The organism is Flavobacterium sp. N502536 (assembly GCF_025947345.1).
Classification (GTDB): Bacteria; Bacteroidota; Bacteroidia; order Flavobacteriales; family Flavobacteriaceae; genus Flavobacterium.
On sequence record NZ_CP110011.1, the window covers coordinates 3,491,536 to 3,514,421 of the forward strand.

At 35.6% G+C, this 22,886-nt stretch carries 21 protein-coding genes; 9 read left to right on the forward strand and 12 right to left on the reverse strand.

The annotated features are described in order from the left end of the window. Nucleotide 1 precedes the first annotated feature (1 nt). The 4 genes from OLM61_RS14700 to OLM61_RS14715 are packed head-to-tail and all read left to right on the forward strand — an operon-like array spanning nucleotide 2 to nucleotide 5,189. Entirely contained in the window at nucleotides 2-1,603 is a 1,602-nt protein-coding gene (locus tag OLM61_RS14700) for a S8 family serine peptidase (protein ID WP_264523388.1), read from the forward strand. 12 nt (nucleotides 1,604-1,615) lie between these two features. Continuing rightward, nucleotides 1,616-2,560, forward strand: coding sequence for an NAD(P)H-dependent flavin oxidoreductase (locus tag OLM61_RS14705; RefSeq protein ID WP_264523389.1), 945 nt, complete (start codon nucleotides 1,616-1,618; stop codon nucleotides 2,558-2,560). Nucleotides 2,561-2,581: 21 nt separating this feature from the next. Further along, a complete protein-coding gene (locus tag OLM61_RS14710) occupies nucleotides 2,582-2,992 on the forward strand; it encodes a hypothetical protein (protein WP_264523390.1) in 411 nt (136 codons plus the stop codon). Between the two features lie 31 nt (nucleotides 2,993-3,023). Then, nucleotides 3,024-5,189 carry a T9SS type B sorting domain-containing protein gene (locus OLM61_RS14715; RefSeq protein WP_264523391.1) on the forward strand — a complete coding sequence of 722 codons (2,166 nt, stop codon included), beginning with the start codon at nucleotides 3,024-3,026 and terminating at the stop codon, nucleotides 5,187-5,189. 560 nt (nucleotides 5,190-5,749) lie between these two features. On the opposite strand, the gene OLM61_RS14720 is transcribed toward OLM61_RS14715, so the two are convergent. Beyond that, complete coding sequence (locus tag OLM61_RS14720; protein WP_264523392.1) at nucleotides 5,750-6,187, reverse strand: DUF4268 domain-containing protein; 438 nt, start codon at nucleotides 6,185-6,187, stop codon at nucleotides 5,750-5,752. 90 nt (nucleotides 6,188-6,277) lie between these two features. Between OLM61_RS14720 and OLM61_RS14725 the strand changes: the two genes are divergently transcribed. Then, a complete protein-coding gene (locus OLM61_RS14725) occupies nucleotides 6,278-6,928 on the forward strand; it encodes an NUDIX hydrolase (RefSeq protein WP_264523393.1) in 651 nt (216 codons plus the stop codon). A 125-nt stretch (nucleotides 6,929-7,053) separates the two neighbouring features. Continuing rightward, on the forward strand, nucleotides 7,054-7,863 hold the full coding sequence (locus tag OLM61_RS14730; protein ID WP_264523394.1) for a lysophospholipid acyltransferase family protein: 810 nt from the start codon (nucleotides 7,054-7,056) through the stop codon (nucleotides 7,861-7,863). Between the two features lie 106 nt (nucleotides 7,864-7,969). Here the strand turns inward: OLM61_RS14730 and OLM61_RS14735 are convergent, their stop codons facing one another. The 3 genes from OLM61_RS14735 to OLM61_RS14745 all read right to left on the reverse strand — a co-directional run bounded on the left by OLM61_RS14735 (nucleotide 7,970) and on the right by OLM61_RS14745 (nucleotide 10,286). Then, nucleotides 7,970-8,602, reverse strand: coding sequence for a hypothetical protein (locus OLM61_RS14735; protein ID WP_264523395.1), 633 nt, complete (start codon nucleotides 8,600-8,602; stop codon nucleotides 7,970-7,972). Between the two features lie 8 nt (nucleotides 8,603-8,610). Then, nucleotides 8,611-9,105, reverse strand: a complete 495-nt coding sequence (locus tag OLM61_RS14740) for an RNA polymerase sigma factor (RefSeq protein WP_089481356.1) — start codon at nucleotides 9,103-9,105, stop codon at nucleotides 8,611-8,613. 119 nt (nucleotides 9,106-9,224) lie between these two features. After that, nucleotides 9,225-10,286 (reverse strand): DUF3810 domain-containing protein, encoded by a 1,062-nt coding sequence (locus OLM61_RS14745; protein WP_264523396.1) that lies wholly within the window; start codon nucleotides 10,284-10,286, stop codon nucleotides 9,225-9,227. A 176-nt stretch (nucleotides 10,287-10,462) separates the two neighbouring features. On the opposite strand from OLM61_RS14745, the gene OLM61_RS14750 reads away from it, so the two are divergent. Next, a complete protein-coding gene (locus tag OLM61_RS14750) occupies nucleotides 10,463-11,923 on the forward strand; it encodes an aminoacyl-histidine dipeptidase (protein WP_264523397.1) in 1,461 nt (486 codons plus the stop codon). 242 nt (nucleotides 11,924-12,165) lie between these two features. Here the strand turns inward: OLM61_RS14750 and OLM61_RS14755 are convergent, their stop codons facing one another. The 5 genes from OLM61_RS14755 to OLM61_RS14775 all read right to left on the reverse strand — a co-directional run bounded on the left by OLM61_RS14755 (nucleotide 12,166) and on the right by OLM61_RS14775 (nucleotide 17,728). Beyond that, nucleotides 12,166-13,476: a DUF389 domain-containing protein gene (locus OLM61_RS14755; RefSeq protein WP_264526388.1), complete on the reverse strand. Its 1,311-nt coding sequence runs from the start codon at nucleotides 13,474-13,476 to the stop codon at nucleotides 12,166-12,168. Nucleotides 13,477-13,684: 208 nt separating this feature from the next. Next, complete coding sequence (locus tag OLM61_RS14760; protein WP_264523398.1) at nucleotides 13,685-14,458, reverse strand: carboxypeptidase-like regulatory domain-containing protein; 774 nt, start codon at nucleotides 14,456-14,458, stop codon at nucleotides 13,685-13,687. A gap of 206 nt (nucleotides 14,459-14,664) precedes the next feature. Continuing rightward, complete coding sequence (locus OLM61_RS14765; protein ID WP_264523399.1) at nucleotides 14,665-16,575, reverse strand: DEAD/DEAH box helicase; 1,911 nt, start codon at nucleotides 16,573-16,575, stop codon at nucleotides 14,665-14,667. A 204-nt stretch (nucleotides 16,576-16,779) separates the two neighbouring features. Next, a complete protein-coding gene (locus OLM61_RS14770) occupies nucleotides 16,780-17,358 on the reverse strand; it encodes a non-canonical purine NTP diphosphatase (RefSeq protein ID WP_264523400.1) in 579 nt (192 codons plus the stop codon). After that, a complete protein-coding gene (locus OLM61_RS14775) occupies nucleotides 17,324-17,728 on the reverse strand; it encodes a DUF2809 domain-containing protein (protein ID WP_264523401.1) in 405 nt (134 codons plus the stop codon). Before OLM61_RS14775 ends, OLM61_RS14770 begins: the two co-directional genes overlap by 35 nt. 176 nt (nucleotides 17,729-17,904) lie before the next feature. Here OLM61_RS14775 and OLM61_RS14780 point away from each other — a divergent pair, with 176 nt between their 5' ends. Continuing rightward, on the forward strand, nucleotides 17,905-18,309 hold the full coding sequence (locus tag OLM61_RS14780) for a hypothetical protein (protein ID WP_264523402.1): 405 nt from the start codon (nucleotides 17,905-17,907) through the stop codon (nucleotides 18,307-18,309). 41 nt (nucleotides 18,310-18,350) lie between these two features. On the opposite strand, the gene OLM61_RS14785 is transcribed toward OLM61_RS14780, so the two are convergent. The 3 genes from OLM61_RS14785 to OLM61_RS14795 form a co-directional block, all read right to left on the reverse strand. Further along, nucleotides 18,351-18,824, reverse strand: coding sequence for a hypothetical protein (locus OLM61_RS14785; protein WP_264523403.1), 474 nt, complete (start codon nucleotides 18,822-18,824; stop codon nucleotides 18,351-18,353). A gap of 119 nt (nucleotides 18,825-18,943) precedes the next feature. After that, a complete protein-coding gene (locus OLM61_RS14790) occupies nucleotides 18,944-20,455 on the reverse strand; it encodes an FMN-binding glutamate synthase family protein (protein ID WP_264523404.1) in 1,512 nt (503 codons plus the stop codon). Between the two features lie 33 nt (nucleotides 20,456-20,488). Next, nucleotides 20,489-21,283 (reverse strand): NYN domain-containing protein, encoded by a 795-nt coding sequence (locus OLM61_RS14795; RefSeq protein ID WP_264523405.1) that lies wholly within the window; start codon nucleotides 21,281-21,283, stop codon nucleotides 20,489-20,491. Between the two features lie 288 nt (nucleotides 21,284-21,571). Between OLM61_RS14795 and OLM61_RS14800 the strand changes: the two genes are divergently transcribed. Further along, nucleotides 21,572-22,831 carry an aminotransferase class I/II-fold pyridoxal phosphate-dependent enzyme gene (locus OLM61_RS14800; protein WP_264523406.1) on the forward strand — a complete coding sequence of 420 codons (1,260 nt, stop codon included), beginning with the start codon at nucleotides 21,572-21,574 and terminating at the stop codon, nucleotides 22,829-22,831. The last annotated feature ends 55 nt before the right edge of the window (nucleotides 22,832-22,886 follow it).

The following is a 22,886-nucleotide window of genomic DNA, read 5'->3' on the forward strand; positions in this document are numbered from 1 at the left end:
CATGAAGCATTATTTTGTGTTTTTATTGTTGATTTTATCTACTGCGATGTTTTCGCAGGAAGATGCATGGGTCTATTTTAAAAATAAACCAAATGCACAAGCGTCTTTAGATGCTCCCCTTTCAATTTTGACACAACGTGCACTAGATCGAAGGGTCAGTCAAAACATTGCCTTAGACGTTACCGACGCACCTGTAGAGGAGACTTATATCAATCAGATTAGATCGAGTGCCGGGATTACTATAATGGCCAAATCAAAATGGTTAAATGCACTTCATATCAGGGGAACTCAATCTGATATCTTAGCACTTAAATTGTTGTTATTTGTAGATAAGGTAACTTTTGCCAATAAAAATCTAAATACTACCTCTAAAAAAAATACAGAAAGTCAGGTTACTCCCGTAAAAGACAAACGTAAATCGAAAACCGATTATGCCTATGGCTCTTCGGGAAATCAGATAGAAATGTTAAACGGAAAGGTTTTACATCAACAGAATAAAACAGGTTCGGGAAAAATAATTGCCGTTTTAGATGCCGGTTTTCCGGGTGTTAACACCGCTTTACCCTTTAAGAAACTAATCGATAACCATCAGATCTTAGGAGGTTATGATTTCGTGAGTAGAAATGCCAATTTTTATACAGGGGATAGTCATGGAACAATGGTACTTTCAACGATGGGCGGTTATAAAGAAAATTCCTTAGTGGGTACTGCTCCCGATGCTTCGTATTATTTATTCATTACAGAATATGATCCTACCGAAAACCCTGTTGAAGAATCCTATTGGGTAGAAGCAGCAGAAGAAGCGGATCGTGTAGGAGCTGATATTATAACAACTTCGCTCGGTTATTTTGAGTTTGATAATGCCAGTTATACTCATACTTATAGTGATATGAATGGCACAACTAATTTTATCTCCCGTGGAGCCGAACTGGCTTTTAGTAAAGGAATAATCGTTGTGGCTTCGGCAGGAAATGAAGGAGCTACTTCAGAACCTCATATTGGCGGACCGGCAGATGCCGTTTCGGTAATTACTGTAGGTGCTGTCACAGCTTCAAAAGTAAAATCCGGTTTTAGTTCGATAGGACCAAGTTACGACGGAAGGATTAAACCGGAAGTTATGGCGCAGGGATCAGCTGCTGTTGTGTCTGATACTGCAGGAAACATAATTACTATAGACGGTACTTCATTTTCGTGTCCAATCATGGCCGGGATGATTGCTTGTTTGTGGCAGGCCTTTCCATCCAAAACCAATAAAGAGATTCGACAAATGATTTTGCAGTCTTCAGATCGATATGCTGCACCCAATAATAATTATGGTTATGGTATTCCAAATTTTGGAGCCAGCTTAGGAGTAGAGAATTTCGAGTCTTTAGATACTGGGTTTTCTGTATTTCCAAATCCTACTCAAACAACACTTTCTTTTTTGTTTGAAAACAATACCGCTTTTGTTTCCATTTACTCGGTTTTGGGACAAAAGCTGATCGAAAAACAAATTACCAATCAAAATCCAATTCTTTCTGTTGAAGCGTTAAAAAGCGGACTCTATTTTTATACTTTTGAGGCTAATGGCCTTCATAAAACAGGAAAGATAATCAAACAATAATTACATTTTTGAATGAACAGAATTACACAACTATTTAATATTAAATATCCAATTATTCAGGGAGGAATGATTTGGAACAGTGGTTATAAATTAGCAGCTGCAGTAAGTAATGCAGGAGGTTTGGGCCTAATTGGAGCAGGTTCGATGTATCCCGAAGTATTACGCCAGCACATTCAGAAATGTCAAAAAGCAACGAGTAAACCTTTTGGAGTTAACATTCCGATGTTGTATCCCAACATCGAAGAAATTATGAATATTGTGGTTGAAGAAGGGGTGAAAATTGTTTTCACTTCCGCCGGAAATCCAAAAACCTGGACTTCTTTTTTAAAAGAAAAAGGAATCACAGTGGTACACGTCGTAAGCAGTAGTGTTTTTGCTTTAAAAGCCCAGGAGGCAGGAGTTGATGCTATTGTTGCCGAAGGATTTGAGGCAGGTGGGCACAATGGCCGTGATGAAACGACAACCCTGACTTTAATTCCAATGGTTAAAGAAAAAATTCAGATACCCATTATTGCCGCCGGAGGAATTGCAACAGGCAGAGGGATGCTCGCCACCATGATTTTGGGTGCCGATGGCGTTCAGGTGGGAAGCCGTTTTGCTGCTTCTGTAGAATCTTCGGCGCATGATAATTTCAAAGACACTATTATTAAAGTTAAAGAAGGTGATACACAATTGACGCTAAAAGAACTGGCTCCGGTTCGATTGGTTAAAAATAAATTCTATCAGGATGTTCAGGAATTGTATGAGCAATGTCCTTCAAAAGAAGATTTGGTAGCGCTTTTAGGCAGAGCAAGAGCAAAAAAAGGAATGTTTGAAGGAGATCTTGAAGAGGGAGAACTCGAAATAGGGCAAATCGCGGGATTAATTCATGAAATTTTGCCCGTCGAGAAAATTATTCAACAAATGATGTCCGATTTTGAAGCTGCCCGCCAGGAAAAGGCTAAATTTGAATTCTAAATTACCCCCAAGAACTACAACATGAAACCTACACGCACTTTTATATGTTTACTTTTTTTCGGACTTGGTTTACAGCAAGCTTATAGTCAGTCTTATCAGTTTAAAACTTCAGGTTTTAGTGTCTTAGAAAAGAATGAAAAAGGAAAATGGGGAGAGTGGTCCGATCTTGATTTGGTCAATTTGTCTGTGATACTGGATACCAATAAACACAGAATTGTGGTTTATTCGCAGGAAATTCAGCTTTTTAGTATTTTGGATTATATCGAACGCGAAGAAAATGATACAGATATTGTGTATTCTTTTATGTGTAAAGACAATGATGGTACGGCCTGTAAGCTATCGATCATCACCCGAAAAAAACAGGATTTCCGTAAACAGCTTTATATTAACTACGACGATCGTATTATTGTTTATAATATTTTTAGTGTGTAGGAACTGCGCTATAAGACTATCCCAATTATTTATGAAATTAAAAAAAAGATCAACACTATTTTTATTACTTAGTGTGTTGACCATGTATTCTCAGCAATGGAAACAAAATTTTAAAATTGTTGAACCCACCAGAGTGAGAGATAATAGTTTTGGTTTTTCTGTTGCAACTTATGATGGTTTTGCAGCTTATGCTTCTAGCACAGCAGATGTACAAGGCGTTGAAAGTGCGGGCAAAGTGTATATTGCAAGACAAGATTGTGACGGTTGGACAATATATCAGGAACTTACGCGTCCTGATGCAAGAAATTATTGTGGTTTTGGTTCCAGATTATTTATGGAAGGAAAAACACTTGTTGTATCAGGTTGTGATTCCGCAGTCTCGAATGGAAACGCAATTTATATATATGAAAGAGATAATAGTGACCAGTATGTTTTTAAACAGAAAATAGGCCGGGTAGAGAATTCCTTAAATGACAATTATAGCTCAGAATTTGCGATCTCAGAAAATTTTATGGTTGTAGGAGCATACTATAATAGTACAGATAGTAATTTGAGTAATTATTTAGAAAACGCGGGTGCGGCCTATATTTTCGCCAAAGGAACTGACGGAGTTTGGACATTGGTACAAAAAATTGTTGCAAGTGACAGAGAGAGACGTGATACTTTCGGTAATTCTGTAGCTATTTACAAAAATACAATTGTGGTTGGGGCAGTTAAAGAGGGGACTAATTGGGCCGGGGCAGCTTATGTTTTTGAAAAGGATAATAATTCTAATACATGGAGGGAAACTAAGAAATTAACAGCTTACGACTTTAGAGGTTTACAAGATAGATTTGGAGAAATTGTACAGATCAATGAAAATGGGATAATGATTTCGGCTCCAGCCGAAGACGATTACGACTCTAATTTAAGTGGAGATGGCGGAGGTGCATTAACTTTTACAGGTTCGGTCTATATCTTTAAGAAAGGCTTAAATGGAGAATGGAATGGGCATCAAAAAATAAGAGCTTCTGATAGTTCAATCAATATTTCGAGTTTTGGTGGTCAAATGGAAATTTACAAAGACCAATTAGCTATTAGGTCCAGTGAAAGTGAATACGATTCCAATGGTAATTTATCAAAAATTTATGGACGCGTTTATATGTTCAAAAAAGGAGTAAATGACTTATGGACGGAGTATCAAATAGTACAGTCAAATATTAAACGTAATAGTGATTGGTTTGCGGGTTCGATTTCTTTATATGACAAGGATTTATTTATAGGGGCATTTTGGGATGGATTAGATGCAAATGACCAAAATTATATAGGATATACCGGATCAGTTTATATTTTTAATCCTTATGATTATTTAAATGCTCAAAAACCGGTATTAAATAGGATACCTGTTCTGAAATCTTGTGCAGATTTAGGAAATGGTTTTTCTTCTAGTTTTAATATGGCGACTATTGAAAATGATTTGGTTGAAAACCCTAATAATTTCCTTTTTACTTATAGTGATCAAAGTGGTAATAAGTTACCATCACCTTTACCGGTAAATTACTCTAATAGTACTCCATTTTCAGAAAAAATTAATGTTAGAGTTGCAAATAAAAACAATCTGGGTTGTTATAAGGATACTAAAATTGAATTAGAGACTTTTTCTTCTTTTACTTTAAATCAAGTACCGGATATTTATAAATGCGACCTAAAGGGAACTGGTTTTGCTGAATTCGATTTATCAAAAATTAATTCTATTCTTGTAAATGATCCTTCATTGTTTACTTTTTCTTACTTTGATAAAAACGGAAATGATATTAGTGGGTTTATTGATGAATCGTATACAAATACCACTAAGAATAGAGAGGAAATAAATATTATTGTTACAGATATTACTACTCTTTGTAATGTAAAAGCAAAAATAAATTTACATGTTTCAAATGATGGTTCAGATTGTAAAGAGGATGATTATATAGTGCCAAAATTTTTTACACCAAACGCAGATGGGTTTAATGATGTTTGGGAAATTACAGGGGTAAAGAATCAAAATTATAAAATCTATATTTACGATAGATATGGAAAATTATTAAAAACTTTAGAGAAAGAGGAGAGTTGGGATGGGAATTATAATGGAGTTTCTATGCCTTCTTCTGATTATTGGTTTCAATTAGTATTTGAAAATGGATTAACTAAAAAAGGACATTTCGCACTAAAAAAGTAATAATAAACCCGACAGGTTTTTAAAACCTGTCGGGTCTAATTTTTAGGTGAATTGGCTGTAGTAGTATATTTATTGGTGATATCCCGGATCATTAGTTGATGCGCTTCTTAAATATTCATCAGTTCACGTAAAGTATTGATTATCCTTTGTGTGCGAAAAAAAAGATGTGTGAATTACCCGTTTTTTGGATAAGACAAATTTATGTAATGATATAAATTTGAGTTATGGAATAGTTCCATAGTAAAAAAATATTAAAAGAGGGGAGGAACACATCATGATTTGGAGTAATTTGCTAATAGGACTTTATGTGTTGATCTTAGTACACAATGGATATTTGTGGTATAAATACAACCAAAATGCCTCTAAGGATCAAAAAAAGAAAGAAGGATGGAGCAATTATTACAGGCTTGTAATCATCTTTATTTTAATACTTCTCTTTCAGAAACTAGGGGTATAGAAATTATCATAAAGGAAAGAAAATAATAAACCCGACAGGTTTTTAAAACCTGTCGGGTTTATTATTTAAAAACCTTAGAATCTTAGCACCTTAGTATCTTTCTTTAAGACTCAATATCCTTGATAAATTCGTCATACTCCAGATAAAACATCTCAAGAGCATGCATGTTTTCGTTGAAGAAATCAAAAATGGCATCCCAGTTGTTGCGATTGCTGAAACCAATACCTAATTTTTCGACCCAGATTCGGCTAATGGTTTTGCCGCTTTCGAGAGTGTAGTTTTGTTCGAAAACCAAATCTTTAATAAATTCTTCTTCCAAAATACTTTTCAACGCTTCAATTTTTTCAAAATAAGCATTTCGTTTTTCATCACTTCGGTGTTCAATATCAATTAAAACCTGTGCTTTTTTATTATCAACATAAAATTTAAAAGAGAAATCTTTAATTTTGGTATCATAAAGTACCCATTTGCGAGGATATTTTTCAGCGAATGCTACCCAGAATTCTCTTTTTATCTTTTGTGATTCTTCTTTACTGTACATTTTTAGGTCTTGATTTTAGAAAACTTGTAGAACCGCGTTTTCTGGACTATATTTATATTTTATTTAAAAGTACAAAAATAAACTTTGCTTATGGATTTTCAAGATTTTTTGCAATATGTTCCTGATTTAATACCGGTAGTATTGCCGGCGGAGTCGGCGCATAGTAAAATGGCTCCAAAAGAACGCCTCGAAGCCTTAAAGAATCTTGATTTAAAAGATAAAAATCCGCGTATTGCGGCCGTTATGATGTTGTTTTATCCCAAAAACGGAAAAACACATTTGGTACTGATCGTCCGAAATGCCTATAATGGAGTTCATTCGTCACAAATTGCATTCCCTGGAGGGAAATACGAATTGACTGATGCCGATTATGAAAAGACAGCTTTGCGCGAAACTCATGAAGAGGTAGGTGTTGTACCCGAAAAAATAAAGGTTATCAAACACTTTACGCCCATGTATATTCCGCCAAGTAACTTTTTGGTACATCCTTTTTTAGGGATTTCCGAAGAGGAACTTTTGTTTTATCCGGATATCAGAGAAGTAGCCGATATTATAGAATTACCGCTGTCGGTTTTTCTGAATGACGAAATTGTCATCGAAGTCACATTATCAACTTCTTATGCGAATGATGCTTTAGTTCCGGCATTTAACATTCAAAATCATATAGTTTGGGGGGCGACGGCCATGATATTGAGTGAACTGAGAGATGTTTTAAAAATAACTTTTGGAGACAAGGTATAAAAAGTAAAAATTAACAATTTGATATTCATAGTTATAGCAGTTTATTTTCGAAATTGTATTATACTATCGCTAAAAGAATAAATTTTGTATGTTTGCGTCCTAACAAAAAAATACATTTGACAGCTATGGGATTGTTTAAACGAAATCCTTTTGGACATATATTATTCATCAAGAAATGGTTGATCCGTATTTTGGGTGCCATGACTCACCGAAGATATAGAGGTTTTAATGAATTGCAGATTGAAGGATCTGAAATCATTAAAACACTGCCAGATACAAATGTTTTGTTTATATCCAATCACCAAACCTATTTTGCTGATGTTGTAGCCATGTTTCATGTGTTTAACGCAAGTTTAAGCGGACGTCAGGATACCATTAAGAATATTGGTTATTTGTGGCAACCGAAGATGAATATTTATTATGTTGCTGCCAAAGAAACCATGCAAGCGGGTTTATTGCCAAGAATTCTGGCTTATGTTGGTGCAATTACAGTCGAGAGAACCTGGCGTGCAAAAGGTGTTGATGTTACCGAAAAACGCGATGTTAACCCAAACGATACTGAAAATATCAGAATTGCACTTGAAGATGGCTGGGTAATTACATTTCCGCAGGGAACAACTAAATCGTTTAAACCTGTTCGTAAAGGAACAGCGCATATCATAAAACAACACAAACCTGTTGTAATTCCGATCGTTATAGATGGTTTCCGTCGTTCGTTTGATAAAAAAGGACTACGAATGAAAAAGAAAGGAATCTTACAATCCTTTATCATCAAAGAACCTCTTGATATTGATTATGAAAACGATACCATCGAAGAAATCGTTGAAAAAGTAGAATATGCAATCGAACAACATCCTTCCTTTTTAAAAGTTATTCCGGCTGAAGAAATTAAAGTAGAGGAAGAACTGAATAAAATGAGAAGATGGGACTACTAGTAATTTTAGATTTCTGATTTTAGAGTTTAGATTGTTTTTTTTGTTTCAAGTTTCAGGTTTCAAGTTTCAAAATAAGCTTAGCAACTTAGTACCTCAGTACCTCTCGTTAAAAATCAATTTTCTTCAACTCCTTATAATTGGCGTACAATCTACGTAATAAAGTTCCGTAAAGCAATCTGTAGATGCACCAGAACATTCCGAAAAGCACTACCGTAAGTAATACCATCGCGCCAATCGAAAACAGCATTGCTTTTCCGTTTAAGGCCAGTTTTTCTCTAATCAGTGCCATATCGGGATTGTAAACATATCCGATGAAAAAGCTCAGTATAGACGAAACCACAAGCATTCCTAAATTGTACCAAACGTAGTATTGAACTGTTTTTCGGGTTTTTAATATACTGCTCATTAACAGTTTAGTAGAAACCGTAGTAGTGATGGTTTTGTAGTTTTTATAGAAAAAGAAAATAAAAACAAAAATCACAACATAATTAAAATACATCAGAATGTCCATAAAGAGAATAATCTCAGGATGATTCATTCGCTTTAAATCGGCGTCGACATTAGAGAAGTAGTTGGACAGTGTCCAGAACAGAACCTCCAAAATGCTAATAATTAAAATCCACTTCACGATCGAAGATGATTTTTTGTGAATCATTTTGTAGATTTCCTTTTCCGATATTTGTTCAAAAGAATCCGAGTTCTTTTGCCAGTCTTTTTTTAATAAATCCAGTTCTTTCATAATAATTTTTAAGGATTTAGTATTTTTTTAAGTTTCCCTTTAATTCTGTTCATTTTCACACGAGCATTCACTTCGCTGATTCCTAAGGTTTCTGCTATTTCTTGATAATCTTTGTCTTCTAAATACATAAAAACTAATGCTTTTTCGATGTCATTAAGCTGATAAACGGCTTTGTACATCAATTTAATCTGTTCTTCTTCTTCATAATTGTAATCGACATCTTTTATAAAATGCTGATGACTTTCATATTCTACGGTCGATACGGTTCGTTTCGTTTTTCGGTATAGGGTTATGGCAGTATTTAAGGCAACGCGATACGTCCAGGTCGAAAACTTGCTGTCGCCTCTAAATTTTGGATATGCTTTCCAGAGCTGAATGGTGATTTCCTGGAACAAATCTTTGTGAGCATCTTCGCCGGCAGTATATAATCGACATATTTTGTGGATTATATTCTGATTTGCCTGCAATTGCGCAACAAATGACTGTTCTAGATTTTCGCTCATAAATTTATTAGTAGTACTGAAAGCTATTTTGTTACAGCTTACGATTATTTTTTTTCTGCCACAGATTAAAAATTCATGTAAGCTGTGGCAGAAATTTTAACCTAATTCGCGATAAACGTTTATAACGCTCTGGTTTTATAGTAATTCACCATCAAATCTACAAATTTGCTATACCCCTCCAAACCGTCTTTTTGATGGTTGATCTTTAAAAAATTGTCATAAAAAATATGAAATCCTTTATCGATAAAAGTATCGTATTGTTTCCAGAAATCCTGACTTTCCTGATAGTTTTTTAAGATTCCGGGATGGGTTTGTTTTTTTAACTGTTTAAAAATAGTTTCGTTTTTGACCTGCCAGATTCCTAAACAATACCGCAGTGCAAAGCTATAGCCGGAATATTGGTAATACAAATTTTCGTTTTTAACAGAAGCCAGTACGCCAATAAAATTGCACTCACTTTCGCTTGCATAACCCATCTGATGGGCCATTTCATGACAAGTTGTTACCGGGAAATTATACATCGGCAGTAAATCATTTACTTGTGCTTCATTGGTGAATGGATTTAAATAACCGCCAAACCCCATATAAGTCAAAGGCAGACTAAAAAGCGATTTTTTGACGCTGGGAATTTCGTAGCTGAAATAAGAATGTTCTTTGGCCAGATTTTCATATCCGTTTAAATTCATTTTAAAAGCCTCCTTTTGTGAGTAGGGGAAGACAATCTTTGAATCGTTGTTTTTGGTAATCTGAAACTGAATTTCGTTTGTTTTTACAATTAGTTTTTTGGTAAAAGACAGTAATTCGGCATCGGTATATTCTTTTTGGATCTTCATTTTTTCGAAAAGAGGCTCCCTGTAGTAATTCAGTGCCCAAAGCAGGTGGAAGAAAAAGTAAAATATCGAGAGTATGCTTAAAGCCTTTAAAAGATGATCTTTCCATTGCTGTTTCCAGGTTTTACGGGTTTTGCAGATCCATCTGATCAAAAATAAAATCAAAACAGAGTAAATGATGTCTCCAATAGAAAAGGGAATTTTGCCCAAAAGGATTCTCGAAAAGTGGGATATTTTTAAATACAATCCGTTACTGTAAACCTCTTCAATAAATTTCGGAAAGCAGGAGAGAAGCTTTAAAAGAACAATCTGAACAAGTAGAAATAGAGGTAAGATGTATTTTGATTTCACAATTTTAAATTTGGATACGTAAATATAAATACAATATTAGAACTAAAAAAGAAGCGTTTTGCGCAATTTGTTTTTTACACATAAGATTACTGCTAATTCATGAAATTTGTGACGAAAAAAGCATTTAAACTTTGTAACTTTGGGACTCTTAATTGTTAAACTACAAACAAAATATAATGAGTCAGGAAATAAGAAATCTGGAACCAAAGGCACTATGGAATAAGTTTGCCGATTTAAATGCCGTTCCGCGTCCGTCAAAGAAAGAAGAGCGTGTAATTGAATTTATGAAAGACTTTGGAAACAGCTTAGGTTTGGAAACTTTTGAAGACGAAATTCGAAATGTAATCATCAGAAAACCGGCAACTCCGGGAATGGAAAACCGCAAGGCAATTGTAATGCAGGGGCATCTTGATATGGTGCACCAGAAAAATGCAGACACTGTTTTTGATTTCGATACACAAGGAATTGATATGTATGTGGATGGTGACTGGGTTCGTGCGCGTGGTACTACACTTGGTGCTGATAATGGACTTGGGGTAGCGACAATGATGGCGATTTTGGAAAGTAAAGATATTCCGCATCCGGCAATCGAAGCTTTGTTTACAATTGATGAAGAAACCGGAATGACAGGGGCTTTAAACCTTAAAGGAGGTATTTTGCAAGGGCAGATTCTTTTAAACTTAGATACAGAAGAAGATGATGAGATTGATATTGGTTGTGCAGGAGGAATTGATGTAACGGCTACAAGAACTTACAATGAAGAAGAAGTTCCTGAAGGATCGGTAGGTCATATCATTACGGTGAAAGGACTTAATGGAGGGCACTCGGGAATGGATATTCATAAAGGATTAGGTAATGCTAATAAAATTATGAATCGTTTGTTGTTTGATGCTTTTGAAAACTTCGGATTGCAGGTAGCTGAAATTAATGGAGGAAGTTTGAGAAATGCGATACCAAGAGAAAGTGTTGCAAAAGTAATTATTTCTGAAATGTTTGATGAAGCCTACATTTTTGATATGCAGGAAATCATCAATGATATTAAAGCCGAATATAAAACTACTGAACCTAACTTATCGATTGAAATCGTAAAATGCGATTTGCCTGAGAAAGTAATGGATTTAGGCGTTCAGGAAGGTATTATTCGTGCACTTTATGCGGCTCACAATGGTGTTTACAGAATGAGCGCTGATATGGAGGATTTAGTAGAAACGTCCAACAACATTGCGCGAGTAATTGTAAAAGATGGTGAAATAACAATTGGTTGTTTAACGCGTTCTTCTGTTGAAACTTCAAAATTTGATTTGGCTAATGCTTTGCGTTCTGCTTTCGAATTGGTAGGTTGTGAAGTAGAACTTTCAGGTTCTTATCCGGGTTGGACTCCAAATGTTAATTCTGAAATCCTGGACACTTTGGTTGGGATCTATGAAAAACAAAATAATGAGAAACCAAAAGTAGTAGCTTGTCATGCAGGTTTAGAGTGTGGAATTTTAGGGACAAATTATCCGGATATGGATATGATTTCTTTTGGACCAACAATTCACGGTGCGCATTCTCCTGACGAAAGAGCAAGTATCTCATCAGCACAGAAATACTGGAAATTTGTTTTGGAAATCCTTTCGAACATTCCGGTTAAGTAATAGTATTCAGTCGCAGTCTCAGTTTACAGTCTCGGTCGCAGTATTCAGTCTTAAAGAACTGAAAACTGCGACTGTACACTGAGACTGAAAACTGCGACTAAAAACTAATCTCTCTTAGGAGCATTTTTCTTCTCCCTCTTTTCTTCTTTTTTCTCTTTAGCCGTTTTTAACGGTTCTTTTTTTGTTGTTTTCTTAGAATCCTGGCCTTTTGACATAATTTTTTTATTTTAATGATTTGTTTATTAGTTGTTTTGCTGATATACTTCAACAGAATCTTTGGCAAGTCTCTCTTTTAGCCATAATTTCATTTTTTGTTTGGTTTCGAAATCGACTTTTTTCTTGCTTTGAAATAAAATTACGGGGATTATCTTTGATTTATTGGCTTCTTCTTCGATATTATAATTTCCAATTTTTAAGGAATTAATAGCGGGGAAAAGTATTTTAGCTTCGTTATTGATCTGCGTGGTGTTGAATTGGTATTGTTCTAATTGACTTCGAAGCGTACTAATTAAGATATCTTTCTGATCAACCACACTTTGATTGCTGTTAATTTGATTCATAATGTCTTTTCTTAAATTAACAGTATCCTGTCTGATAATCAATTTGGTGTTAGGCAGGTCGTAATTGCTCAGTTTTTTGTTTAAATCAATAATTTCTTCATCGTTGAATTTTTTGGCTAAAAAAGCCAGTTCAATTCTTTTGGGAGTAGTGTTGTATTTGATTTTCTTGTAGATAATAGGGTAGTCCTTATCGAGAAATTCGTTTTGTATAAAAATTTCGGTTCTGGAAGTATAGCTTTTTTGAACGTACAATTGATAGGCAAAATAAATGCTCGGTACAATTAATAACAAGATAAGTAGTGTAATGCCATATTTTACTCTCTTCTGCAGGTGTAAATCCAATTGTTTGGTAACGGGATAGTTTAAGAATTTTACGATCACAAAAGTCGCAATACAAATAAATACGCAATTGATGGTGTAAAGATAAAGCGCACCAAAAAAGTAGGTATAATTTCCAAGTGCCAGTCCGTAACCGGCTGTACAAAGCGGTGGCATAAGCGCGGTTGCAATTGCTACCCCCGGAATCGGATTTCCTTTCTCGACTCTGGTAACGGCAATTACACCAACTAAACCACCAAAAAAGGCAATTAAAATGTCGTAAATATTAGGAGAAGTTCGGGCTAATAACTCAGACTGGGCTTCTTTAAACGGACTGATGTAAAAATAAATCGCCGAGGTAGTTAAGCTCACTACTGTTGCAATCAACAGGTTTTTCATTGACTTTTTCAGAAGCTCAAAATCATACATTCCCAAACCAAAACCCGCACCCACAATAGGACCCATTAAAGGAGAAATAAGCATAGCACCTATGATAACGGCCGTAGAGTTTACATTTAAGCCTACAGAAGCGATAATAATGGCACAGGCAAGAATCCAGATGTTGGATCCTCTAAAGGATATGGTGCTGGTTATGTTTTCTATTACCGATTTTTTATTTTCTTCCCCTTTTTGGAGATCAATAAAATTTAGGATTTTTTGTGTAATATCAGTCATGGTATTCGAGGTATTATATTTTGGAAACTGAAGTCTCAAGAGTAGTAAGCTGTCTAATTTAGTCAAAAAAAATGTCAAACGCTACATTTTTATGCGAAGTATTGAAATGTAGATTAGGGTTGCAACTTTGTTATTTCAAAAAAAGCGAAAAAAAAATCCTCAACCTTTCGGATTGAGGATTTGTATATTTTGATTTAAAAGTAAAGTTTTAATTCCTTTTTAGTACTTTATATTGTTCGTAACATCCGCTAATAGCGTCCATAATCTGTAAATCATTTGCGGTTTGTATAAAGGAGTCTGAATAGTTACAGCGTTGTAGGATTTCAGGGATTTCGTCTTTGCTAATACCTAAAAGTACAGAGACTGTTTCACGATCGTATTTTGATTCCAGTAAATTACGAACGGTATCGTCCTTTCGCATTTCTTTCAGTTTCTTGAGTTCTTTTCCGTTTTTTCCAAAGAAATTGTAAAGCATATCGGCAGGGTTAAAAATAGAGCCCAGTACTTTTCCAAAGGCATTCGGAGAGTATTCACCCGCTTCGTAACCTTGTGTAAGGCCCGAAATACTATAGCGATAATTTTCTTTGGTTGGAATTAATTTCGAATCGACTTCAAGGTAGCCCGTCAGGTTAAAAGGAGCAATAATTACTTCTTCCAGTGCAATTGCTTTTTCGGTAAGCTGAATACGGGTTACTTTGTTTTTAATCCAGTCATTGGTTACTCTGATTCTTAAAGATTGAAAACCTAAAATCGAGAAGTGAATGGTATCATTAAGCTGAACATCGATTTCAAAATATCCTTTGGCATCAGACTTTGCACCGCGTACTTTGTTGGTGTTGATGATATTTACATTAGGAAGAGGCTGTTTGGTATTGTCGTTGATTACGTAACCTGAAACTCTCTGTGGTGCTGTAGACTCGGCGTCTTGTGCGAAACCAACGGCTGATAGTAGTGTAAAAAAGAAAACTGCGAAATATTTCATATCCTGATTTAAAGCACTAAAAGTAGTGAATCGGGATTAAATATTTTGCAGTCTTTGAATATAATTATAAGAAAATTAACAAAGCAAAAAGGATTACTTTTGGTATTTAACTAAAAATCGCTAAGGAGAAAGATTTCTCGTATAAAAAAATCCCAAATTCCAATTATGTCTGGAATTTGGGATTTATATTTTAAGAAATCAAAGTATTAATCTCTTCTTGGTCTTCTTGGTCTTGGTGAATCACCAAAGCTTTCAGAACGTCTTGGAGCTCTGTCTGAGCCACCTTCGTTTCTTGGAGCTGAGCTTCTAAAACCACCTTCTCTTCTTGGAGCAGAGTTTCTGTCGCTTCTGAAACCACCTTCTCTAGGAGCTGAGTTTCTGTCGCTTCTGAATCCACCGCCAGAACCTTCACGTCTTGGAGCAAAGCTTCCTTCTCTTCTTGGTCCGCCAGAGCTACGTCCGCCACCGCTGCGTCCGTTATGGTCACGTCTTCCGCCACCATCATTTTTAGAAATTTCAACATTAATACGACGTCCTTCTAATTGTACGTTGTTTAATACTTCCATTACTTTATCAGTATGTTCAGGATCTGTGTTAAAGAAAGAGAAACCTTCTTTTACATCTACCTTGAAAACGTCATCACGACCTAAGTCTAATGTTTCTTTTAAGTAATCTTTAAGAGACATCCAGTCGAAATTATCTCTTGAGCCAATGTTTACAAAATAACGAACTGCTCCGTTGTTGTTGAATTCTCTTGGCTCAGAATCGTTTCTGTCACGTCTTTCTCCTGAAGCTTGAGAAGAAATATCTCTGTTCTTTTTGTAGTAAGCGATGAAACGGTTAAATTCTACTGAAACCATTTTCTTAATCAGCTCTTCTTTAGATAAACCTTCAAGAACATTGTTGATTGCCGGTAAATAGTTGTCAATTTCGTGATCAACTTCAGTATCTTTAATTTTGTTTGCTAAGTGCAACAATTGAATTTCGCAGATTTCAATTCCGGATGGAATAGATTTTTCTTCGAATTTTTGCTTGATGATTCTTTCGATAGAAGAAATTTTACGCAACTCACTTTTTGTAACAATTACAATAGAAGTTCCTAATTTTCCTGCTCTACCTGTACGACCTGAACGGTGGTTGTAGGTTTCGATTTCATCCGGCAATTGGTAGTTCACAACGTGTGTTACGTTATCAACGTCAATACCACGTGCAGCAACGTCAGTAGCAACAAGCATCTGAATTTGTCTTCCACGGAAAGATTTCATTACACCATCACGTTGTGCCTGAGATAAATCTCCGTGTAAGGCAGCAGCGCTGTATCCATCTTCAATTAATTTTTCGGCTACAGCCTGAGTATCTCTTTTAGTACGACAGAAAACCACAGAGAAAATATCCGGGTTTGCATCGGCTAAACGTTTCAAAGCTTCATAACGGTCACGTGCATTTACTAAGTAAAATTCGTGAGAAACCGTTGCTGAACCTGAATTTTTAGTTCCAACTGTAATTTCTACAGGTTCGCTCATAAATTGTTTTGCAATTCTGGCAACCTCTTGTGGCATAGTTGCAGAGAACAACCATGTGCTTTTTTCATCTGGTGTATCTGATAAGATCGCGCAGATATCGTCATAAAATCCCATGTTTAACATTTCGTCAGCCTCATCAAGTACACAGTAATCTATGTTTTTAATGTTAACCAATCCTCTGTTAATCATGTCTTGCATTCTTCCCGGAGTAGCCACAATAATTTGTGCCCCTCTTTTTATTTCTCTGGCTTGCTCTGTAATACTAGCCCCGCCGTAAACTGCTACAACATTAATACCTTTCTCGTATTTTGCGTAGTTTTTAAGTTCGTTGGTAATCTGTAAACAAAGTTCTCGTGTTGGCGATAAAACTAATGCCTGTGTATTTCTGTTGTCAGCATCAATTTTTTGAATTAGCGGAAAACCGAAAGCTGCCGTTTTCCCTGTCCCTGTCTGAGCCAACGCAACCATATCTGTGTCTTTTTCCAATAATAGGGGAATCGCCTTTTCCTGTACCTCTGACGGATTTTCAAATCCTAGATCTAAAATCGCCTTCAGTAACGATTCATTCAATCCTAATTGTTCAAATTTATTCATATGTGTATTTAAAATAGGGTGCAAAATTACTGTTAATTATTCAGATAAACTAATGCTCTTTTAAGAATTATGTATTTGTTATGATTTGATTATCAAAAAGTTATGTTTAATGTAAAATCATTTTTATCGGAAATAGAAGAAATTTCAAAAAAAAAACGTCGTGAAATATCAATTTTGTACTCTAAAATGTTGTATTTTAAACAATTATTTGGCTGAACTCAGAAAATCAATTAGTTGCTGGGTTGCTTTTCCGCGATGACCTATTTTATTTTTGGTTTCTAAGGGTAATTCGGCAAATGTCTGGCTATAATTTTCAGGCTGAAAAATCGGATCGTAGCCAAAACCCTGATCTCCGGTTTTTTCCAAAGTAATAGTCCCCTTTACGATTCCGGTAAACAAATGCTGTTCTCCATTTAAGTTTAAGGTAATAACGGTCTTGAACTGGGCGCTGCGGTCTGACTGGTCTTTTAAGGCATCTAATAGCTTATTCATATTGTCATCGGCATTGCGTTGTTTGCCGGCATATCGGGCCGAATATACGCCAGGTTCACCATTTAAAGCAGTAACCTCCAGACCCGAATCGTCTGCAAAACAATCGTAACCGTATTTTTGGGTTACGTAATTGGCTTTCAAAATGGCATTTCCTTCAATCGTATCGGCCGTTTCTTCTATTTCTTCAAAACAGCCAATATCTTCAAGGCTCACTATTTTTATGCTTTCAGGGAGAATACTTTGTATTTCTTTGATTTTATTTTTGTTGTTTGATGCGAAAACGAGTTTCATAAGTAGTATAATTTAAGGTGAATTTTTCGATAATAAAAGCAATTGCAATTCCTATGGTATAGGCAAGAAGATCGCTCCATAAAAATCCCTGTCCCAGCACATATCTGCCGAAGAGTGTTTTTCTAAGCGCGATAATCCAATCTGCCTGATAAAGCTGAAAAAATTCTATGCTGTAGCAAATAGTCAATGAAAACAGTACTGCAGTGGTGGTTTTTTGGTTAAAAAACAGGATTCTGACCAATACATACATCATTATGGCATACAAGGCATCTCCAAAGCATAATGGAATTATTGCAATTTTTCTGGAGAGAATTCCACAGCAAACGACACAAAGAAACAGGAATAGGTAAGGGATTCTTCGTTTTTTCAATTTTATTATTGCTTTTTTTAGTAAAACAAAGATAAGAATATGGAGCTCAAATAACAGCGATTTGATGCAATTGAAAGCTAAAAAGGGATTTTCTTTTCAGTTTTAAAAAATAAGAAGATTATTAGTATCTTGAGGCAGTTTTAGAATTTAAAGAATTGTAAAAAAGAAAGATTGTGATGAAAAAAATAATACCAACTTTGTTTGCTGTAGTTGTACTGATGTCATTGGTTAGTTGTAAAAATACCAAGCAAAAACTTCAGGAGTATGTGATTACCTATAATACTAGTACGGCTAAGAATTTTCATAAAGAAAACATAACGCTTACTACAGCAAGGGGTTATATGGAAGATGGTAAAATTGAATTAAGGTTTGAAACCAATCTGGAACAAAACGAATCTAATAAAGGAGCCGCCGCTGCATCGTTTCCAAAACTACTGAAAGAAATGATAAAGGAAAATCAGATTCCTCAGGAATTGGTAGAAGAAGGAGTAAAATTTGATACTTATTTCCTAGCCGATGATAATACGGTTTTGGCAAAAGAGGTTATAAATAAAGAAGCCCTTCCGAACTTGTTAAAATAATAACAATAAGGGATAGGGCTTTTTTTTGCTTTAGTACAATATTAAAGGTACATTAAATATACCCTGATTTTGCTATTGTCGTAGTTGTACGTACCGTCTTCATTTCTTGGGCCAAGAACAGCTGGAAGATTGACTTCAAAGGTCCAGCTTGCTCCAAGTGTTAATCCGTTAACGGCACGAATTTGTGTTCCTCCTGAGGATAAGGCAAAATGGAAGAAACCGCTTGAGTTTATACGGTAAAAGCCAATAGCAGTTCCTGCAGGAATTATTTCGCCTGTCCACTCTCGCTGTGTGGTGAATTTCTCCACCCAATTTTTACCTGTAATGGTTTCCATCTCGCGGAGTGAAATTTTTGTGGGATTTAGTAAATACTGAACGTATGCAACGGTTTCGTAGCAAACACCATTAATGTATTCAGAAACATTTTTAAATCCATGAATAAGATCATTTGCCAGATTTGCTCTTTGATGGTGATCAAGCATTTCTATGCGATATCCTTTGGGCGTTAATAGCATGATTAAATTGTTTAGTTAGGTTAAAAGATTAACGATTTATCTTAATGGTTAAATAAATCAGCAACTATACAAATGTAATAAAAAAGCTATGTATTGGTTTTTATTTTATAGGTAAATTTTTAATGTTTTGTTACATTTGTTAAATTGTCCGGGAAATAGTTGTCGGATAAATTGCCAAATTCGTCGCCACGCATGAAAATATTGATGTCGACTTCGCTGAAACTTTTTTTACCTGCTGCGGCTAAAAGCTCGTTGGCAGAATGTAGCGTGTTTTTATGAAAATGGTACACACGATCAGATTTATCGGTGACAACCAAACCTTTCATCAGCATTTTGTTTTGAGTGGCTACTCCGGTTGGACATTCGTTATTATGACAACGCAATGCCTGAATACAGCCTAAAGAAAACATAAAGCCACGTGCGCTGTTACACATATCCGCACCCAGAGCCACCGCATGTAAAATAGAGTATCCCGAAATGATTTTCCCGCTTCCAATAATGCGAATCTTATCACGGATGTTTAAACCGATTAATGTTTTGTTTACAAATATCAGGGCAGGCTCAAACGGCATTCCTACACCATCGGCAAATTCCAGCGGAGCAGCTCCAGTACCGCCTTCGGCACCGTCTACTGTGATAAAATCAGGGAAAATATTTTCGGCGATCATTTCGTGACAGATGGCTTCAAATTCGGCTGTATTTCCGATACACAATTTAAAACCAATAGGTTTTCCATTGGATAACTCACGCAATTGGGCAATAAAATGAATAAGACCTTTACTGTCTGAAAAAGCGTGGTGTCCGGGAGGAGACAGGATCATTGTGTGAGGCTCAACCCCTCTGATTTTAGCAATTTGCTCCGTGTTTTTTCTCGCTGGAAGTACCCCGCCATGACCAGGTTTTGCACCTTGCGAAAGTTTGATTTCGATCATTTTCACATTGGGAAGATTGGCCTTTTCTGAAAATTTTTCAGGACTAAAGTTACCTTCAGTATCCCGACAGCCAAAATACCCGGTACCAATTTGCCAAGTAATATCACCGCCTCCGGCAAGATGAAATTCGGTTAAACCGCCTTCTCCGGTATTTTGATAGAAATTCCCTTTTTGAGCACCAATGTTTATGGCACGAACGGCATTTTCGCTTAGAGATCCAAAACTCATTGCCGATACATTAAATAATGAAGCCAGATAAGGCTGCTTGCAATCCTTACCGCCTACCAAAACACGAGGCAATTCTTCGTTGACTTTTGCAGGGAAAATAGAATGTTTTATTCCTTCGTAACTATCGTGATTGAGGTTTTGTTGTGTTCCAAAGGGAGTACTTGAGTCAATATTTTTGGCTCTTTGGTAGACTAAAGAACGCTGATTTCTGGAAAATGGTTTTCCATCCGTTGATCGCTCAATAAAATACTGCTGGATTTCGGGTGCAATCATTTCAAATAAATACCTGAAATAACCCAAAACCGGAAAGTTCCTTAAAATGGCATGTTTCTTTTGAGTGGCATTGTAAACACCTACCACTAATAATATAGGTAAAATAATTACCAGTAAAAAACCTCGTTTCGTGTAAAGATAAATTGCTAAAACAATTAGAAACAATAAGAATCCATAGATGAAGAATTTTTTTCTCATGTTTACCAGTATTTAAAAAGTAATAATTTGTAGTTAATTGAAGCGCAGGCGTACATAAACATGTTTAATGCCCTTTTTGTCCGACTCTCTTTCGTCGATTTCAAGAATATGCGTTAACGATTTTAACATAGGAGTAAGTTTAGAAAAACCATAATTTCGGGGATCGAATTCAGGCTTTTTCTTTACAATAAGATTTCCGACATCTCCTAAAAATGCCCAGCCATCATCGTCTTCAATATCTTCGATGGTAGCCTCGATAAGCTCGATTGTTTGTTCGTCAATTTTATGAAGTGCTTTTGCAGCAGGTTTTTCAACAGGCTTTTCGGCCGGTTTTTTAGTATCGGTTGTAGTAGTAGTTTTGGGTTTTTTCTTCTGAATAGCGCCGTCCAGAACTTCAATGTAGATGAATCTGTCGCAGGCAACAATAAAGGAATTAGGCGTTTTCTTTTCTCCAATACCGATTACTTTCATCCCTGATTCTCTCAGGCGTATGGCGAGACGTGTAAAATCGCTGTCGCTGGAAACAATGCAAAAACCATCTAGTTTTCCGGAATAAAGTAAATCCATCGCATCGATTATAAGAGCAGAATCAGAAGAGTTTTTTCCAACGGTATAACTGTATTGCTGAATAGGGGTGATAGCGTGTTCGAGTAAAACAGCTTTCCAGCCGTTAGAATTTGGTTTCGTCCAGTCAGCATAAATACGTTTAGTGGTTGGTGTTCCAAACTTTGCAATTTCTTCCATCATTCCTTTTACATTACTGTAAGGTACATTGTCGGCATCAATAAGAACGGCTAGTTTTAGATCTTTTGAAGTGCTTAAAGCCATTATTTTGGTTTTAGAATTTGTAATTCATTTTTTAAAATGCTCTTTAAAATTAGTAAAAATAAAATGATTTGGGCTTTTTTCGCTGAATTTATAACTGGTATAAATTGCAGTATTTTTGAATCACAGGCTTGTTTATTAGGAAAAGTAGTATGTGTTTGATAGTTTTGTGGTGAAAAATTGTCAAAGAGCAATTTTGGTCATAATCATTTTTAAATTATTATGATAGCACAGAATAAATATTTATTTTTGCACCCTGTATAAAATAAAAATAGTACTACACAATATATTATGGTAAAAGATTTATTCGAAAGAATTCAGGACAATAAAGGACCATTAGGGAAATGGGCTTCTCAGGCAGAAGGTTATTATGTTTTCCCAAAGTTAGAAGGAGAGTTAGGACCAAGAATGACATTTCACGGAAAGAATATTCTAAACTGGAGTTTAAATGATTACCTGGGTTTAGCGAATCATCCAGAAGTTCGTCAGGCAGATACAGATGCTGCAATTCAGTTTGGAGCTGCTTACCCAATGGGAGCTCGTATGATGTCGGGACATACAAAATACCACGAACAGTTAGAAGAAGAATTGGCTGCTTTTGTAATGAAAGAATCAGCTTATTTATTGAATTTTGGATACCAGGGAATGGTTTCTATTATAGATGCATTGGTTACTAAAAACGATATCATTGTTTATGATGTTGATTCTCATGCCTGTATCATTGATGGTGTTCGTTTGCACATGGGAAAACGTTTTACTTACAAGCATAATGATCTTGAAAGTATGGAGAAAAACCTGCAACGTGCTACAAAAATGGCTGAGGAAACAGGTGGAGGTATTTTATTTATTACCGAAGGTGTTTTTGGAATGCGCGGGCAACAAGGAAAATTGAAAGAAATTGTTGCAATGAAACAAAAATACAATTTCCGTTTGTTAGTAGATGATGCACACGGTTTTGGTACACTTGGTAAAACAGGGGCCGGAGCAGGTGAGGAGCAAGGAGTTCAGGATGATATTGATGTTTACTTCTCGACTTTTGCAAAATCTATGGCTAATATCGGAGCTTTTGTAGCAGCAGATAAAACCGTAATTGATTACTTAAAATACAACTTGCGTTCGCAAATGTTTGCTAAAGCATTGCCAATGATCCAAACAATTGGTTCACTGAAACGTTTGGAATTGTTGCGTAATTCATCTGAAATCAAAGATAAACTTTGGGAGAATGTAAACGCATTGCAAAACGGTTTAAGAGAAAAAGGATTTAATATTGGAGATACCAATACTTGTATCACTCCGGTTTACTTGGAAGGAAGTATTCCTGAAGCTATGGTAATGGTGAATGATTTAAGAGAGAATTATGGTATTTTCCTTTCTATTGTGGTATATCCGGTAATTCCAAAAGGGATTATTTTGTTGAGAATGATTCCAACAGCTTCTCATACATTAGCAGATATCGATGAAACCTTAACTGCTTTTGAAGCGATTCGTGAGAAATTAGTTAACGGAACTTATAAAGAAATTGCGGAGCGTACTACAGTTGATGTTTCGTAAACTTTAAAGAAATAAATTCCTGATATGGGAATTATATAAAAGAATCCATTCGTTA

What these genes read in the sequence shown, in the direction of transcription:
- OLM61_RS14700 (WP_264523388.1), top strand. Translation starts at nt 2, where the DNA reads ATGAAGCATTATTTTGTGTTTTTATTGTTGATTTTATCTACTGCGATG.
- OLM61_RS14705 (WP_264523389.1), top strand. Translation starts at nt 1,616, where the DNA reads ATGAACAGAATTACACAACTATTTAATATTAAATATCCAATTATTCAG.
- OLM61_RS14710 (WP_264523390.1), top strand. Translation starts at nt 2,582, where the DNA reads ATGAAACCTACACGCACTTTTATATGTTTACTTTTTTTCGGACTTGGT.
- OLM61_RS14715 (WP_264523391.1), top strand. Translation starts at nt 3,024, where the DNA reads ATGAAATTAAAAAAAAGATCAACACTATTTTTATTACTTAGTGTGTTG.
- OLM61_RS14720 (WP_264523392.1), bottom strand. Translation starts at nt 6,187, where the DNA reads ATGTACAGTAAAGAAGAATCACAAAAGATAAAAAGAGAATTCTGGGTA.
- OLM61_RS14725 (WP_264523393.1), top strand. Translation starts at nt 6,278, where the DNA reads ATGGATTTTCAAGATTTTTTGCAATATGTTCCTGATTTAATACCGGTA.
- OLM61_RS14730 (WP_264523394.1), top strand. Translation starts at nt 7,054, where the DNA reads ATGGGATTGTTTAAACGAAATCCTTTTGGACATATATTATTCATCAAG.
- OLM61_RS14735 (WP_264523395.1), bottom strand. Translation starts at nt 8,602, where the DNA reads ATGAAAGAACTGGATTTATTAAAAAAAGACTGGCAAAAGAACTCGGAT.
- OLM61_RS14740 (WP_089481356.1), bottom strand. Translation starts at nt 9,105, where the DNA reads ATGAGCGAAAATCTAGAACAGTCATTTGTTGCGCAATTGCAGGCAAAT.
- OLM61_RS14750 (WP_264523397.1), top strand. Translation starts at nt 10,463, where the DNA reads ATGAGTCAGGAAATAAGAAATCTGGAACCAAAGGCACTATGGAATAAG.
- OLM61_RS14755 (WP_264526388.1), bottom strand. Translation starts at nt 13,476, where the DNA reads ATGACTGATATTACACAAAAAATCCTAAATTTTATTGATCTCCAAAAA.
- OLM61_RS14760 (WP_264523398.1), bottom strand. Translation starts at nt 14,458, where the DNA reads ATGAAATATTTCGCAGTTTTCTTTTTTACACTACTATCAGCCGTTGGT.
- OLM61_RS14765 (WP_264523399.1), bottom strand. Translation starts at nt 16,575, where the DNA reads ATGAATAAATTTGAACAATTAGGATTGAATGAATCGTTACTGAAGGCG.
- OLM61_RS14770 (WP_264523400.1), bottom strand. Translation starts at nt 17,358, where the DNA reads ATGAAACTCGTTTTCGCATCAAACAACAAAAATAAAATCAAAGAAATA.
- OLM61_RS14780 (WP_264523402.1), top strand. Translation starts at nt 17,905, where the DNA reads ATGAAAAAAATAATACCAACTTTGTTTGCTGTAGTTGTACTGATGTCA.
- OLM61_RS14785 (WP_264523403.1), bottom strand. Translation starts at nt 18,824, where the DNA reads ATGCTATTAACGCCCAAAGGATATCGCATAGAAATGCTTGATCACCAT.
- OLM61_RS14790 (WP_264523404.1), bottom strand. Translation starts at nt 20,455, where the DNA reads ATGAGAAAAAAATTCTTCATCTATGGATTCTTATTGTTTCTAATTGTT.
- OLM61_RS14795 (WP_264523405.1), bottom strand. Translation starts at nt 21,283, where the DNA reads ATGGCTTTAAGCACTTCAAAAGATCTAAAACTAGCCGTTCTTATTGAT.
- OLM61_RS14800 (WP_264523406.1), top strand. Translation starts at nt 21,572, where the DNA reads ATGGTAAAAGATTTATTCGAAAGAATTCAGGACAATAAAGGACCATTA.